The sequence below is a fragment of the Methylobacterium aquaticum genome (assembly GCF_016804325.1).
Lineage (GTDB): Bacteria > Pseudomonadota > Alphaproteobacteria > Rhizobiales > Beijerinckiaceae > Methylobacterium > Methylobacterium aquaticum_C.
This window is the reverse complement of record NZ_CP043627.1, coordinates 3815953-3830058: the sequence shown is the minus strand read 5'-3', so window position 1 is coordinate 3830058 and position 14106 is coordinate 3815953. Positions and strand designations below refer to the sequence as shown.

Here is a 14106-nt window from a genome sequence, read left to right as displayed (position 1 = left end):
GTAGGTGGCAAAAATTAAGGAATATATCTGATGAGATTGATATCAGTTCAGGTGCAGAATTTTAGATCCGTGGAGGACTCGACCGAATTTAAAGTAGATGATTTAACATGCTTGGTTGGAAAAAATGAAGCAGGGAAAACGGCTATTCTGCAAGCTCTTCATGCATTGAATCCTCTTAATAAGCCAAATACACTATTTGATGTTGATCAAGACTACCCTCGGCGCTTCGTAACTCGATATAATCAGAGGCATCCTGAGACACAAGCAGTTGTTGTTGCTACATCATGGGAAATCAATCAATATCTAAAAGACGAATTGGCTGTCGAGTATGGTGCAGATGCGGTCACTGGGTCAATTTTTACAATTACGAAGCATTATAAAGCTCCCGGCACATATTGGACTGTTCCGATAGATGAGAACGCTGCTGTAAGATATTTCATCGAACAGTCGCGCCTAAACGCGGCTGAGAAAAAACAAATTCAAGGCGCAGATAGTGCTAATGATTTGATTTCAAAATTAGAGAGTATCTCTGGGCGGACTGAAAAGCACAATAGTCTTTTAAAGCAAATCAAAGAGCGGGTATCTGACGGCTTATACAGCAAAGCGCGTCAAATTCTTGAAGCAAAACTTCCGAAATTTTTCTATGTTTCGCATTACGATCGTATGAGTGGGCAAATTTCAATTAATAAGCTCGCTCAAGATCGTCAGCAAGATAAAGTTCAGATTGGAGACGAAATATTTCTTAATTTTTTGGAGCTCGCAGGAACATCTATCGAAGAATTGCAGAAATCTAAAAAATATGAAGAACTTATAGCGAAATGTGAAGCGGCGTCGAACGAGATCACTGAGCAGATATTTACTTATTGGACACAAAACGATTCACTCGAAGTTAAACTCGATTTTTCAGAAGGACGTCCAGAAGATCCTGCACCGTATAGTTCTGGTACTGTTGTTCGCGCTCGCGTGTGGAATATTTTGCATAGAGCCAGTGTACCATTCTCCGAGCGTAGTGCAGGTTTTGTGTGGTTCTTCTCATTTCTAGTGCAATTTGCGGCGCTTAGAAACCTAGAAAGCAACATAATTATATTGTTAGATGAGCCAGGATTGACCTTGCATGGAAAAGCGCAGGCAGATCTTTTAAGATATGTAGAAAAGGAACTGCTGCCTCATCATCAAGTTATGTTTTCTACACATTCTCCGTTTATGGTGCCGGCTGATCGGTTTTCCTCTGTGCGAATTGTAGAGGATGTTGTTATAAGATCTGGGTCTCGCCCCGAAGTGAAGGGCACTAAGGTTCGTGCCGATGTTCTGGCAAACGATCGGGATACTTTATTTCCTTTACAAGGTGCTCTTGGTTATGATATCGCGCAGTCTTTATTCATAGGTCAAAATTCGCTCCTCGTTGAAGGGCCGTCGGATATTTTGTACTTGCAAGCTCTATCTGCTGCACTCAAACGCCGAGGCCGTGCGGGGTTGAGCGGCAGATGGATAATCTGTCCTTCTGGAGGTATTGATAAAATACGCCCCTTTGTCTCCCTATTTGGCGGCAATGGTTTAAATGTTGTCGTTTTGACCGATTTCGGAGCCGCCGATAAACGTAAAATTGAAGATTTGAGACGAAGCGAAATTTTAGCATCGACCAATATTTTTACTGCGGCGGACTTTACGGGGAAATCAGAAGCAGACGTAGAAGATTTTTTCGAGCCAGGGTTATTTGCGGAGATATTAAACCAGGCATATAATCTTCCAGAAGAAAGAAAGCTTTCGGCAAAATTATTGGCAGAAGCTGAAAATACACCTCGCCAAGTCAAGCAGGCGGAAGCAGCGTTTCGCAGGATGCCAAATGATATTCCCGAATTTGATCATTTTACTCCATCTGACTGGTTGATCCGCCATCCTCAAATTCTTGACTCGACCTCTCAAGACGTAGATAAAACCTTGGAAAGGGCTCAGCTCGCGTTCGACAGATTAAATACATTAGTTAAGTCATAGCATGGGCGCTGCCGGCGGTTCCGCCGGCAGCATATCGACGAAAGGTTTCGATCTAAATATCTCAGAATATACAAGTAATATCTATACACACAACGAAAATATTTTTATAGATAAGAATTTTCATAAAATGAAAATGATATTCAGTTTGTCATTGCCAACTCCAACCACCCCGCCAAAACCCCCAACTCCACCCCCAACGCCTCCCGCGCCTCCTCCACCACCCCCGGCTCCCAATGCACCGCGTGGACGATGAGCCGTCCCCCCGCCCGATCCGCCTTCAGATCCACCCGCCCCACCAGCTCCTCCCCGAACAGGAACGGCAGCACGTAATACCCGTACTGCCGCTGCGCCGCCGGGGTGTAGATCTCGATGCGATAGCGAAAACCGAACAGGCGCTCGGTGCGGGCGCGCTCCCAGACCAGGGGGTCGAAGGGGGCGAGCAAGGCTCGGGCCGAGACGCGGCGGGGGATCGTGGCGTCGCGGTGGAGGTAGGCGGGGGGCCAGCCGGGCACCTCGGCCGGGAGCAGGAGGCCCTCCTCCACCAGCCGGGCGATGGCCGCGGCGGCATCCGGGGCATCGAGGCGGAAATAGTCGCGGAGTTCTGACGCCGTGGCGAGGCCGAGCGCCCGGGCGGAGAGGGCGACCAGCTGGGCCTGCGCCTCCGCCTCCGGCACGTCGGGCAGAGACAAAATGTCCGGCGGGATCACCCGCTCGGTGAGGTCGTAGACCCGCTCGAAGCTGCGCCGCCGCGTCGCAGTGGTGACGTGGCCGGCGTAGAACAGCCATTCGAGCATGCGCTTGGGCTCGCTCCATGCCCACCAGCCGGCGCGGCCGGTCTGGATGTCGGACGCCGAGAGCGGGCCCTCGTCGCGAAGCCGCGCGAGCAACGCCATCGCCTCGGGCCGGCGCTCGGTGGCGAAGGTCCGCATCGCCCGGTAGCCGGCCTCGCCCCGATCGGCCCGGGCCATGCGCCAGCGCAGGAGCGGGTGGAGGGAGAGCGGCAGCAGCGAGCATTCATGCGCCCAGTACTCGAACAGCCGACGGTCGCGCTTAGGCCCCCAGGCGCGGCGGTCGAGGAGGGCGGTGTCGTAGGCGCCGAGCCGCGAGAAGGCCGGCAGGTAATGCGCCCGCACCAGGACGTTGACGCTGTCGATCTGGTGCAGGCCGAGCCGGTCGATCGTGGCGGCGAGATGCCGGGGACCGGCGGTGGCAGGGCGTGCGGCGTGAAACCCTTGCGCCGCGAGGGCGACCCGGCGGGCTTCGGAAGGCGTCAGCCGCACGATCCCCATCAGGTCAGATCTTCCGCACGGCCCCGTGCGCGGCGCTGGTGGTCATGCTGGCGAAGGCCCGGAGCGCGGCGCTCACCTTGCGCTTGCGCGGCGCGGCGGGCTGCCAGCCCTTCGCGACTTGCGCGGCGCGGCGGCGTTCGATCTCGTCAGAGGAGACCGCGAGGTGGATGCGCCGGTTCGGGATGTCGATCTCGATCCGGTCGCCCTGCTCGACGAGGCCGATCAACCCGCCTTCCGCCGCTTCCGGCGAGACGTGGCCGATCGACAGCCCCGAGGAGCCGCCCGAGAAGCGCCCGTCGGTGACGAGCGCGCAGGCTTTGCCGAGGCCCTTCGACTTCAGGTAGCTCGTCGGATACAGCATCTCCTGCATGCCGGGGCCGCCGCGGGGGCCTTCGTAGCGGATCAGCACCACCTCGCCGGCCTTGACCTTGCCGCCCAGGATGCCTTCGACCGCCGCGTCCTGGCTCTCGAAGACGTGGGCCGGGCCGGAGAAGCTGAGGATGCTGGCGTCCACACCGGCGGTCTTCACGATGCAGCCGTCCTCCGCCAGGTTGCCGTACAGCACCGCGAGGCCGCCATCCTGCGAATAGGCGTGGGCGGCATCGCGCACCACCCCGCCCTCGCGGTCGAGGTCGAGCTCGTCCCAGCGCGAGGCCTGGCTGAAGGCGACCTGGGTCGGGATGCCGCCGGGGGCCGCGCGGTAGAACTCGCGCACGCTCTCGCTGGTGGTGCGGGCGACGTCCCAGCGCGCCAGCGCCTCCTTGAGGGTGCCGGAGCCGACATTGCCGACATTCGTGTCGATCAGGCCGGCCCGGTCGAGTTCGCCGAGGATCGCCATGATACCGCCTGCGCGATGCACGTCCTCCATGTGGACGTTGGCGACGGCCGGCGCGACCTTGCACAGGACCGGCACCCGGCGCGACAGCCGGTCGATATCGGCCATGGTGAACGGCACCTCGCCCTCGTAGGCCGCGGCGAGCAGGTGCAGCACCGTGTTGGTCGAGCCGCCCATGGCGATGTCGAGGGTCATGGCGTTCTCGAACGCCGTCATCGAGGCGATGGCGCGCGGCAGAACCGAAAAATCGTCCTGCTCGTAATGGCGCTTGGCGAGGTCGACGATGAGGTGGCCGGCCTCGACGAACAGGCGCTTGCGGTCGGCATGCGTCGCCAGCACCGAGCCGTTGCCGGGCAGCGACAGGCCGAGCGCCTCGGTGAGGCAGTTCATCGAGTTGGCGGTGAACATGCCCGAGCACGAGCCGCAGGTCGGGCAGGCCGAGCGCTCGATCACCTGCACGTCCTCGTCGGTGACGCGGTCGTCGGCGGCGGCGATCATCGCGTCGACGAGGTCGACCTTCTTGATCCCGGTCGAGAGGTTGACCTTGCCGGCCTCCATCGGCCCGCCGGAGACGAAGACCACCGGGATGTTGAGGCGCAGCGCCGCCATCAGCATGCCGGGGGTGATCTTGTCGCAGTTCGAGATGCACACCATGGCGTCGGCGCAATGCGCGTTGACCATGTACTCGACCGAATCGGCGATCAGGTCGCGGGACGGCAGCGAGTAGAGCATGCCGTCATGGCCCATCGCGATGCCGTCATCGACCGCGATGGTGTTGAACTCCTTGGCGACGCCGCCCGCCGCCTCGATCTCCCGCGCCACGAGCTGGCCGAGGTCCTTGAGGTGGACGTGGCCGGGCACGAACTGCGTGAACGAGTTCACCACCGCGATGATCGGCTTGCCGAAATCGGCGTCGGTCATGCCGGTGGCGCGCCACAGGCCGCGGGCGCCGGCCATGTTGCGGCCATGGGTGGTGGTGCGGGAGCGATAGGCGGGCATCGGAACTCTTCTAAGGGAGGCTCCCCCGCGTCATGCCGCCGCGACCCCGTTTCCCGCAAGTCCCTGAATGCAGATCAGGTCCGCGAGCAGCCGCTACTTCGAGCAGCCGATGCAGATGCCCTTCATGATCGCGTCCTCGCGCTTCGCCTCCCGGCGCATCTGCGGCGAGACGGTGGCGGTCTCGTTTGGACCGAGCGCGCCGGGCTTGGGCACCGTCTGCCCGGTGCCGGTGGTGTTGGGCGCCTTGATCGTCGAGGCCGGCCCGCCGCCGGTGCCGGTCTCGCTCACCTGCGCGAGGGCGGGGAGGGGGGCGAGGAGCCCAAGGGCGAGCAGAGCGGGGAGGAGGGGGCGGGCCGGCATGGCGGAACGGTTCCTTGGCTAACTCTCTTGCCGGAGTCGACGCGGCGCGGCCGGCGAAGTTCCCGCATCCTGGCCGTGTCCATCCGTCCGTGATCGAGGCGCGTCGATGCGGCGGCTCCCCTGCCGCCGCGGTAACGATTTGTTAACCATTCCGGCGCCACGAATCGGCGATGTACACACAACTCCGCCACTACGGCTGGCGGCCGCTCGAAGCGGTCGGCCACATCGCGTTCTGGATCACCCTGCTGACGGTCGGCATCGCCTGCACGGGGGCCGACCTCCTCGGCGGCTGGGAGCAGGCCGGCCGGCTTCTCACGGGACGGGGCTGATTCATCAGCTTTTCGGTTAATCTGACACAATCGTCGACATCTCTCCTCGTCATCCCGGGGCTCGTCGAAGACGAGAACCCGGGATCCATGAACGCTGACGAGGACGAATTGTGTGGAATGCGTTCCGCTTCTCCCTGAGGCGTCGGCGATCATGGATTCCGCTTTTGCGGCCCCGGAATGAATCGAGGGTGTCGAGTCCGTCGGGCAACTCGAGACGGGCTTCGAGCGACGGCATCCGCCGGCCGCGCGCCGCCGTCCTGCGGGCGGGATTCACCCGTCCTGCGGCCGGATACGGTCTCGAAACCATCCGGGTTGCATCCCGAGGCTCAACTGCTAAGCTTGGCCGTGCCGGCCGACGGGCCATGCCCCGGCCCGCCTCGCCCCCCGCCGACGGGGCGCCACAGGTCTCCCGCGCCGCCGGAGAGCGGCGCCGGACTCTTCCGCGCCACGCGACCCGATCCTCGGGTGCGGGCGCATCCTCGATCCATCCGGGCGCGATCGTCGCGCCCTCCAGGCCGCGCCGCCCGCCGCTCCCGCGTCGGGGTCATCGCGCGTGGCCGCACCAGCCGAAGGATCCGACGCGATGATCGATCACCGCCGCCGCCTCCTGAGCCGCGCCGCCCTCGCGGACGAGGGCCGCATCACCGTCCGGCGCGAGCCGGACCGGGCCTGGCCCGGCGACCACAGCCGGCTCTGCGCCCTGGAGAATGACGGCGACCTGCTGTTCCTGGGCGAGCGGCCCGGCCCGCTGCCCGGCGGCGCCTCGGCCGAATGGCGCCTCACCGCGCAGGGCCGGGACGCCTTGCGGGACGCCTGAGGGCCGCGGCCGCCCGAGGGCGTAGCGACGCACCGGCGCTTCAAAAACGGTCTGCTCGCCCCTACCTCCCAGGAGTAGGGCCGCCGGCCCGGAGACCGCCGAGGTGAGCGATGGACTATGTCTGCGACGTCACGGGCGGAAAGACCTGGTTCCGGATCGAGACGGAGGCGGAAGCGATCCAGGAATCGGCCCTGATGGGCCACGCGGTCGAGAAGCACTTTCGGCAGGCGCGGGAGCGGGCCGAGGCCTCCTACGTGCCGCCCCCGGGGCCGTTCATCGAGCAGCAGATCGGCCTCAAGGCGCATCTGCGCCGGACCATGCCGCGCTTCTTCACCCTGCGCGACCAGGAGGGCAACGGGCTCGCCACCGCCATGGTGCCGTCGGGGGCGGGTTGCCCGATCATCGTCGGCGTCGGCAACCGCGACCCTTACGTCGCGCATGACGAGGCGATCCGGGCGCTGGCGGCGCATCTCGGCCTCCCGCTCGAGCGCAGCCGCTGCTACCCGTACGGGCGCTGACTCGTCATCACGCGGCCTGCGTCCGGGCCGCGAGCGGCACCGCGATCCGGCAGGCGAGGCCCGACGCCGCGTAGTCGAGCCGGACCGCGCCGGCGAGCTCACGCTCCAGGCTGGTGCGGATCAGCCGGGTGCCGAATCCGGTCCGGGCCGGCGGCACCACTGCGGGACCGCCGCTCTCGCGCCAGCGCAGGGAGAGGGTTCCGGCGCCGGCCTGCCACGCCACCTCCCACTCCACCGCCACCTGGCCCATCTCGACCGAGAGCGCGCCGTACTTCGCCGCGTTGGTGGCGAGTTCGTGGATCGCCATCCCGAGGGGCAGGGCCATCGCCGGGGTGAGGGAGACCGGCGGCCCGTCGAGGCGGATGCGGTCGGGGCGCCCGCCGGCATAGGGCTCCAGCTCCGCCGACAGGATCCCGCGCAGGCCCGCCCCCTCCCAGTGGTTGGCGGTGAGCACGTTGTGGGTCTGGGACATCGCCAGGAGCCGGGCCTCGAAGCTGCCGGTGAAGTCGGCGAGGCTGGCGGCGCTGCGGGCGGTCTGGCGCGCCATCGACTGGACGGTGGCGAGCGTGTTCTTCACCCGGTGGTTCAGCTCGTGGATCAGCAGGTCCTGGCGGGCATCCGCCGCCCGGCGCTCCTCCTCCTGCCGCCGCAGGGCGTCGGCGGCGGCGGTGAGGGCGAGGCTGATCGCCTGCGCCTCGCGCACGGCGGAGGCCGGCACCGCGACCGGCTCGCCCCGGCCGAGCGCCGCGGCGGCGATGGCGAGGCGGCGCAGGGGCCGGGCGAGCAGGCCGGCGGCGAACCAGCCGATGCCCGCCGCCACCGTGGCGACGACGAGGCCCCAGAGCAGGATCTGGCGCCGGAGCTCCGCCACCGCCGCGAAGGCGGTGCCGGCGTCCTGGCGCACCAGCACGGTCCAGCCGAGGCCCGGGAAATCGCGGTAGCCCCGGCTCGGCCGGTAGCCGGTGAGGTAGCGCTTCCCGTCGGGCCAGGTCTCGGCCACGGTACCGGAGCGGCCGGCCCGGGCGGCGGCGACGCTCGGCAGGTCCGCCGGCAGGTCGGTGCGGCGCAGAGCTTCGGGGCCGAGCAGCACCGTGCCGTCCCGGGCGAGCACCAGGGGGGTGACGTCGCGCTGGCCGGCGGCGGATTCGTGCAGGGCCGCCTCGGCCGCCCGGGCCCAGGTCCAGTCGAGATGGCCCGAGACCACCCCGACGAGGCGGCCGGCATCGTCCCGTACGGGAGCGGCGATGTCGAGCACCCGCGGCGGGTCGGCGGGATCGCCGTCCGGTCTCAGGCTGGCGAGCAGCGCGGCGTCGTGCACGTCGCCCACGAAGGGGCCGCTGCGGCCCCTGACGAAGTACTCCCGATGCGCGACGTCGATCCCCTCGAGCGCGCCGGTGCTGGTCACCGCGACCCGGCCGTCGGCGCCGATCAGCCCGATGATGGCGTAGTCGGAATAGGTCTCCTGCGCCCGCCACAGCACCCGGCGCTTGCGCTCCGCCGGCACCGCAGGATCGCGAATCGTGTCGTTCTCGGCCAGGATCACCATGTCGCGCCAGCGCTCGAACAGGCCGCGGTCGAGCCGGCCGGCCATGGTGACGGCGAGGTCGCCGAGTTCGGCCTCGATGCGCGCCTCGAGACGATCGCTCGCGACACGGGACGCCACCAGGGCGAGCACCAGGGTCGCCACCAGGCCCGCGGCCCCGAAGCCGAGGGCCAGGAAGACGCGGAGCGGCGGCTGGAGCACGGGCGATCCGGGTCCTGGAGGCGAGGGCAGGGGAGGCCGCCCCGCGGGCGGGGCCTACCTTATCTTAAAGCAATCCCCGCGCGGAAGCCTTGCCGTCCCGGATCCCTCGCAAAACCGTCAGCCCTCGCGCCGTCGCTCCTGCGCCGGCTCGATCATCGCCCGGACCTTGGCGGCGAAGGCGTCGATGGCGAAGGGCTTGGTGATCATCCGCATGCCGGGCGCGAGGTGGCCGTTGCCGAAGGCGGCATTCTCGGCGTAGCCGGTGATGAACAGCACCCGCAGGTCCGGCCGCGCCGCCAGGGCCTCGTCGATCATCCGGCGGCCGTTGAGGCCCGGCAGGCCGACATCGGTGACGACGAGGTCGATCCGCCCGGGAGATTCGAGGAGGCGCAGCCCCGTCCGCCCGTCGGGCGCCTCGATCACCCGGTAGCCGAGATCGGTCAGGGTCTCGCCGATCAGCGCCCGGACGGTGGCATCGTCCTCCACCACCAGCACCGTCTCGCCGTGCTCGGCCCGCGGCACCGGCAGGTCCCGCTCGGGCGCGGGCTCGTCGGCGATCCGCCCGCGGTGCCGCGGCAGGTAGAGCTTGACCGTCGTGCCGGCGCCGACCTCGGAATAGATCCGCACGTGCCCGTCCGACTGCTTGACGAAGCCGTAGATCATCGAGAGCCCGAGGCCCGTCCCCTCGCCCATGGCCTTCGTGGTGAAGAACGGGTCGAAGGCCCGGGCGATCACGTCCGCCGGCATGCCGGACCCGGTATCGCTGACGCACAGGCAGACATATTGCCCCGCCCGGACCCCGATCTCGCTCGCGACGTAGGCGTCGTCGAGATGGGCGTTGGCGGTCTCGATCGTGAGCCGCCCGCCGTCGGGCATCGCGTCGCGGGCGTTGATGGCGAGGTTGAGGATCGCGTTCTCGAGCTGGTTGGGGTCGCAGAGGGTCAGCCACAGGCCGCCGGCCACCACCACCTCGAGCTGCACCCGCTCGCCGAGCGTCCGGCGCAGCAATTCGTCCATCGAGCTGACCAGCCGGTTGGCGTCCACCGCCCGCGCCTCGAGCGGCTGGCGCCGGGCGAAGGCCAGGAGCCGGTGGGTGAGCGCGGCGGCGCGCTGGGCCGAGGCCATGGCGAGGCCGGCATAGCGGCTCAGGTTCTGCGTCCGGCCCTCGTTGATGCGGGTCTGCATCAGGTCGAGGGAGCCGACGATGCCGGTGAGCAGGTTGTTGAAGTCGTGGGCGATGCCGCCGGTGAGCTGGCCCACCGCCTCCATCTTCTGCGACTGGCGCAACGCCTCCTCGATCCGGGCCCGCTCCTCCATCTCGGCGGTCAGGCGCGCATTGGCCTCGGCGAGCGCCGCCGTGCGCTCGGCCACCTGCGCTTCCAGCACCTCGCGGTTCCGCGCCAGGGTCTCGCGGGCCCGGACCTGATCGTCGATGTCGGTGCAGGTGCCGAACCAGCGCTCGATCGCGCCGGTGCGGGGATCACGGATCGGCATCGCCCGGCCGAGCACCCAGCGATAGATCCCGTCGTGCCGGCGCAGGCGGTACTCGATCTCGTAGGGCTCGCCGGTGGCGAGCGAGTGGCGCCAGCGCCGCCAGGCCTCCGGCTGCTCGGCGGGGTGGAAAATCGCGTTCCAGCCCTCGCCGTCGGTCGAGCCATCGGGCATGCCGGTGAACTCGTACCAGCGCGGGTTGTAATAGTCGTGGTAGCCGTCCGGCAGGGTCGACCACACCATCTGGGGCATCGATTCGGCGATGGCCCGGAACTTCAGGGCGCTGTCGGCCAGCGCCGCCCGCGCCTCCTTCTCGGCGGTGATGTCGACGCCGAGCAGGTGCAGGTCGACGATCGCGCCGCCGGGCTCGCGATGGGGGACGTAGCGCACGAGCGCGTGGCGTCCGTCGCCACCGGGATGGGGCGCCTCGAACGAGACGGTCTCACCGGAGAAGGCTCGGGCGAGCAGCGGCTGCCGCGCGGCGTAGGCCGCCTCGCCCACGATCGCCCGCAGCGGGCGCCCGACGGTCTCGGACGGATCGAGGCCGAACCATCGCGAAAAGTTGCCGTTGGCGAAGCGGCAGACCTCGTCGTGGTCGAGGGCGGCGATCAGCGCGGGAGCGGCCTCGGTGATGCTGCGCAGGTCGTCGCGATCGGCCCGGGCTTCGGCGAGCGCCCGGGCGAGGCCGATCTCCCGCGCCGCCTGCCGGGCTAGGGTGGCGAGTCCCTCGGCCTGCCGCAACGTCAGCCCCTCCGGCCGTGCCTCGGGATCGAGCACGCAGAGGGTGCCGAGGGACTGTCCGTCCGGGCCCGGCAGGGCGATGCCGGCATGGAAGCGCAGGGCCGGCGGGTCGGTCACGGCGGACAGGTCGGCGGTGCGTCCGTCCCGCGCCAGGTCCTGAACGATCACGGGGTCGGCGCCGGCGAGGCGCGCGAGTGCCGCGGCATCCTGCGGGGACAACCCGGGCGGCAGCAGCCCGACCAGGGCGGCATCCGGCATGTGGACCAGCGCGAAGGCGCTCGCGCAGACCGCACAGGCGAGGCGGGCGGTGTCGGTGAGATCCGGCGGCAGCAGGTTCGGTGTCAAGAGATCCGGTGCCTGGAGATCCGGGATCGCAGCCTCGTCCGGGAGCCTCGCGGCGCCCCCTCCGGCCGGTTCCCTCTGTCCGCTCGCGTCGTCGCTGGTCATGGCTGATCGTTACGGCCCACCCCCGCCGGACCCTGCGGAACCGCAGCCGGATAGACGGAGCGATACCTCTCGGCAACCGCCAAGACGGCGCAGGGTTTCCCAGAGGTGCTTACCCGCGTCACCGGATCGACCCGCGGGCGAGCGCCTGCGGCGCGATGACCGCACCCGTTCGGGTTGCGGCCGGGGAGCCGAATCGGTAAGCTGTTGATTATGTTGTAGTTTTCAAAAGTTCTAATCTGAGAGCCGTCAGCGGGAGCGATTCCCCCGGCGCTCCGCGGATCGGGTGCTCCAGTCACAACATGATCGTCTGTTCCTGCAACGTGCTCTCCGACGGCCAGGTGCGCGCCTGCCTCAATCCCGGTCCGGGCTGTCCACGCACGCCCGCCCAGGTCTATGCCTGCCTCGGCTGCAGCCCGAAATGCGGCCGTTGCGCTCGCACGATCCGAGGCATCCTTGATCGTGCGCTGTCCGAGGCGCATGCCGCCTGCACCACCACCTGCGGGGCGGCCTGCACGCTGAAGGAATTGAAGGAAGAGGCCGCCTGAGGCGGCTCCCTCCCTTTGCGGTCCCGGAAGCGGATCACGGGTCGCAGATCCCGCGATCTGCGATCATGGGGATCTCAGATCGCGGGACCCGAGGTCACATGGCCTCGGGCTGGATCGTCTCCAGGCCGCCGATGTGGCGCTGGCAGTAGAGCGGCAGGCCGACCTGGCGGATCAGCTCGAGCTGCGTCTCCAGGAAGTCGATATGGCCTTCCTCGTCGGCGGCCAGCGCCTCGAAGAGCTGCTTCGACACCCGGTCGTTGATCGAGTCGCAGTACTTCGCGGCTTCGAGATAGAGGCTGCGGGCCTCGTTCTCGGCGGCGAGGTCGCACTCGATGATTTCCTGGACGTTCTGGCCGATCCGCAGCGGGTCGAGTTCCTGCAGGTTCGGGAAGCCCTCGAGGAACAGGATCCGATCGACGAAGCGATCGGCGTGGTTCATCTCCTCGATCGATTCCTTGCGCCAGAACTTGGCGAGCTCGACGTAACCCCAGTCGTTCAGCATGCGGAAGTGGAGCCAGTACTGGCTCACCGCGGTCAACTCGCTGCGCAGGCCGCGGTTGAGGTACTCGACGACCTTGGCGTCACCCTTCATCGCTCGATCTCCCGTGTCGATGATCCATGGGACCGGGCGGGTGCCGGCCCAACCGGGGCCCTAGCTAGCAGCGAATGTGCCGCAGGGCCACCGGGTCGAAGCGCTGACAGTGCAGGATGTGGCGATCGACCGGAAACAGGATCACACGTCGAGGCAGGCGAAGGCGTCGAGGTCGAGGGCGTGGCCGGCCCGGTCGCGCTTGGCGGTGAGGTAGCGGATGTTCTCCGGCGTGATCCGGCCGAGCGCCCGCTGGGTCTCGACCACGGTAAGCCCCGCCTCCTCCAGGCTCGCGGCCTTCTCGGGGTTGTTGCTGAGGAGCCGGACGGAGGTGACGCCGAGCGCCTTCAGCATCGCGGCCGCGAAGTCGAACCGGCGCTGGTCGAGGCCGAAGCCGAGGGCCTCGTCGGCCTCGTAGGTGTCGAGCCCGCGCGCCTGGAGGTCGTAGGCGCGGATCTTGTTGGCGAGCCCGTTCCCGCGGCCCTCCTGGTCGAGGTAGAGCACGATGCCGCCGCCATGTTGCGCCATCCAGCCGGCGGTGCCGCGCAGCTGGTCGCCGCAATCGCATTTGAGCGAGCCGAACAGGTCGCCGGTGAGGCAGGCCGAGTGCAGCCGCACCGCCACTGGCTGCGACAGGTCGGGCCGGCCGATCACCACCGCCACTTGGTCGCGCAGCCCCTCGCCGCCGCGGAAGACCACGAACTCGCTGTCGGGGGCGCTCGCCAGCGGCACCGGCGCCCGGCTGACCGGCCGCAGGGACGCCGCCTGCCGGCCCGGATAGGCCGCAACCGCCGCCGCCTCGACCGCGAGGGTGCCGGGAGGCGCCGCCTCGCCCGGCACCACCAGGACGGCCGGCAGCACCTGCGCCAGCGCCATCAGGGCGAGGGCCGCCTCGTCGCCGGCCGAGACCGGGGCCACGGGCGCGTCGATCCGGCCGTCGAGGCGCAGGGCCAGGGTCTCGATCCGGGTGGGGTCGATCGCCGGCAGGGCGACCGCGCCGGCCTCGACCCGGTCCGCCAGGCCGAGGCGGCGCAGGCGCGGCGCCGGCAGGACGAGGCGTGCGCCTGTCCCGGCGAGCGCCGCCAGGACGGCGGTGAGGTCGCCGTCGAGGGCTTCGACCGACAGCGCGAGGACCGGGTCCGCGCCGCGCAAGGCCACGGGCCGGCCAGCACGGATCTCCGCCAGCGCCCGCTCGACCTCGACCTGCGCCTGTACATGAACCTGGGCCTGTTCGCGGCCCGCCGCCGGGCCTAGAGTGCTGTGGCTCTGCATCGTGACCGACATCATCGACCTGAGAGAGATGGCCCCGGCGCGGTCGCGACGGGCCGGGAACCATGGGGACGAACCGGTGAGGGGACAAAGCCACGGTTCGACGCCGGACGGCATGTGGGGCGTTCCGCCCCGCTTCGC

The 14106-nt window shown here is 67.3% G+C and carries 12 protein-coding genes; 5 read left to right on the top strand and 7 right to left on the bottom strand.

Features of this window, described 5'->3' with window-relative positions; all coding sequences use genetic code 11:
• Positions 1-30 precede the first annotated feature (30 nt).
• Entirely contained in the window at positions 31-1992 is a 1962-nt protein-coding gene (locus F1D61_RS17395) for an ATP-dependent nuclease (protein WP_281437015.1), read from the top strand.
• A 140-nt stretch (positions 1993-2132) separates the two neighbouring features.
• Here the strand turns inward: F1D61_RS17395 and F1D61_RS17390 are convergent, their stop codons facing one another.
• The 3 genes from F1D61_RS17390 to F1D61_RS17380 form a co-directional block, all read right to left on the bottom strand.
• Positions 2133-3281 carry a winged helix-turn-helix domain-containing protein gene (locus F1D61_RS17390; RefSeq protein ID WP_203152934.1) on the bottom strand — a complete coding sequence of 383 codons (1149 nt, stop codon included), beginning with the start codon at positions 3279-3281 and terminating at the stop codon, positions 2133-2135.
• A gap of 4 nt (positions 3282-3285) precedes the next feature.
• Positions 3286-5115: a dihydroxy-acid dehydratase gene (gene ilvD, locus F1D61_RS17385; RefSeq protein WP_203152933.1), complete on the bottom strand. Its 1830-nt coding sequence runs from the start codon at positions 5113-5115 to the stop codon at positions 3286-3288.
• 93 nt (positions 5116-5208) lie between these two features.
• Positions 5209-5475, bottom strand: a complete 267-nt coding sequence (locus F1D61_RS17380) for a hypothetical protein (RefSeq protein ID WP_203152932.1) — start codon at positions 5473-5475, stop codon at positions 5209-5211.
• Positions 5476-5645: 170 nt separating this feature from the next.
• Here F1D61_RS17380 and F1D61_RS17375 point away from each other — a divergent pair, with 170 nt between their 5' ends.
• The 3 genes from F1D61_RS17375 to F1D61_RS17365 all read left to right on the top strand — a co-directional run bounded on the left by F1D61_RS17375 (position 5646) and on the right by F1D61_RS17365 (position 7139).
• Entirely contained in the window at positions 5646-5804 is a 159-nt protein-coding gene (locus F1D61_RS17375) for a hypothetical protein (protein ID WP_203152931.1), read from the top strand.
• Between the two features lie 583 nt (positions 5805-6387).
• Positions 6388-6621, top strand: coding sequence for a hypothetical protein (locus F1D61_RS17370; protein ID WP_246775388.1), 234 nt, complete (start codon positions 6388-6390; stop codon positions 6619-6621).
• Between the two features lie 110 nt (positions 6622-6731).
• Positions 6732-7139 carry a hypothetical protein gene (locus F1D61_RS17365; RefSeq protein ID WP_203152930.1) on the top strand — a complete coding sequence of 136 codons (408 nt, stop codon included), beginning with the start codon at positions 6732-6734 and terminating at the stop codon, positions 7137-7139.
• Positions 7140-7146: 7 nt separating this feature from the next.
• Here the strand turns inward: F1D61_RS17365 and F1D61_RS34830 are convergent, their stop codons facing one another.
• Positions 7147-8883: a sensor histidine kinase gene (locus F1D61_RS34830; protein ID WP_203152929.1), complete on the bottom strand. Its 1737-nt coding sequence runs from the start codon at positions 8881-8883 to the stop codon at positions 7147-7149.
• 117 nt (positions 8884-9000) lie between these two features.
• Complete coding sequence (locus F1D61_RS17355; RefSeq protein WP_432443146.1) at positions 9001-11562, bottom strand: PAS domain-containing protein; 2562 nt, start codon at positions 11560-11562, stop codon at positions 9001-9003.
• A gap of 299 nt (positions 11563-11861) precedes the next feature.
• Between F1D61_RS17355 and F1D61_RS17350 the strand changes: the two genes are divergently transcribed.
• The gene (locus F1D61_RS17350; protein WP_203152928.1) at positions 11862-12107 is read left to right on the top strand and encodes a (2Fe-2S)-binding protein; all 246 of its coding nucleotides are present in this window, start codon (positions 11862-11864) and stop codon (positions 12105-12107) included.
• 94 nt (positions 12108-12201) lie between these two features.
• Here F1D61_RS17350 and bfr read toward each other — a convergent pair whose 3' ends face one another.
• Both bfr and ribA read right to left on the bottom strand, forming a co-directional pair.
• Complete coding sequence (bfr, locus tag F1D61_RS17345; RefSeq protein ID WP_203152927.1) at positions 12202-12699, bottom strand: bacterioferritin; 498 nt, start codon at positions 12697-12699, stop codon at positions 12202-12204.
• Positions 12700-12840: 141 nt separating this feature from the next.
• A complete protein-coding gene (ribA, locus tag F1D61_RS17340) occupies positions 12841-13968 on the bottom strand; it encodes a GTP cyclohydrolase II RibA (protein ID WP_203152926.1) in 1128 nt (375 codons plus the stop codon).
• Between the last annotated feature and the right edge of the window lie 138 nt (positions 13969-14106).

Bases quoted from the DNA above. Each gene is read 5' to 3' on its own strand.
- F1D61_RS17375 (WP_203152931.1), top strand. From the start codon at position 5,646: ATGTACACACAACTCCGCCACTACGGCTGGCGGCCGCTCGAAGCGGTC.
- ribA (WP_203152926.1), bottom strand. From the start codon at position 13,968: ATGCAGAGCCACAGCACTCTAGGCCCGGCGGCGGGCCGCGAACAGGCC.
- F1D61_RS17390 (WP_203152934.1), bottom strand. From the start codon at position 3,281: ATGGGGATCGTGCGGCTGACGCCTTCCGAAGCCCGCCGGGTCGCCCTC.
- F1D61_RS17350 (WP_203152928.1), top strand. From the start codon at position 11,862: ATGATCGTCTGTTCCTGCAACGTGCTCTCCGACGGCCAGGTGCGCGCC.
- F1D61_RS17370 (WP_246775388.1), top strand. From the start codon at position 6,388: ATGATCGATCACCGCCGCCGCCTCCTGAGCCGCGCCGCCCTCGCGGAC.
- bfr (WP_203152927.1), bottom strand. From the start codon at position 12,699: ATGAAGGGTGACGCCAAGGTCGTCGAGTACCTCAACCGCGGCCTGCGC.
- F1D61_RS17380 (WP_203152932.1), bottom strand. From the start codon at position 5,475: ATGCCGGCCCGCCCCCTCCTCCCCGCTCTGCTCGCCCTTGGGCTCCTC.
- ilvD (WP_203152933.1), bottom strand. From the start codon at position 5,115: ATGCCCGCCTATCGCTCCCGCACCACCACCCATGGCCGCAACATGGCC.
- F1D61_RS17355 (WP_432443146.1), bottom strand. From the start codon at position 11,562: ATGACCAGCGACGACGCGAGCGGACAGAGGGAACCGGCCGGAGGGGGC.
- F1D61_RS17395 (WP_281437015.1), top strand. From the start codon at position 31: ATGAGATTGATATCAGTTCAGGTGCAGAATTTTAGATCCGTGGAGGAC.
- F1D61_RS17365 (WP_203152930.1), top strand. From the start codon at position 6,732: ATGGACTATGTCTGCGACGTCACGGGCGGAAAGACCTGGTTCCGGATC.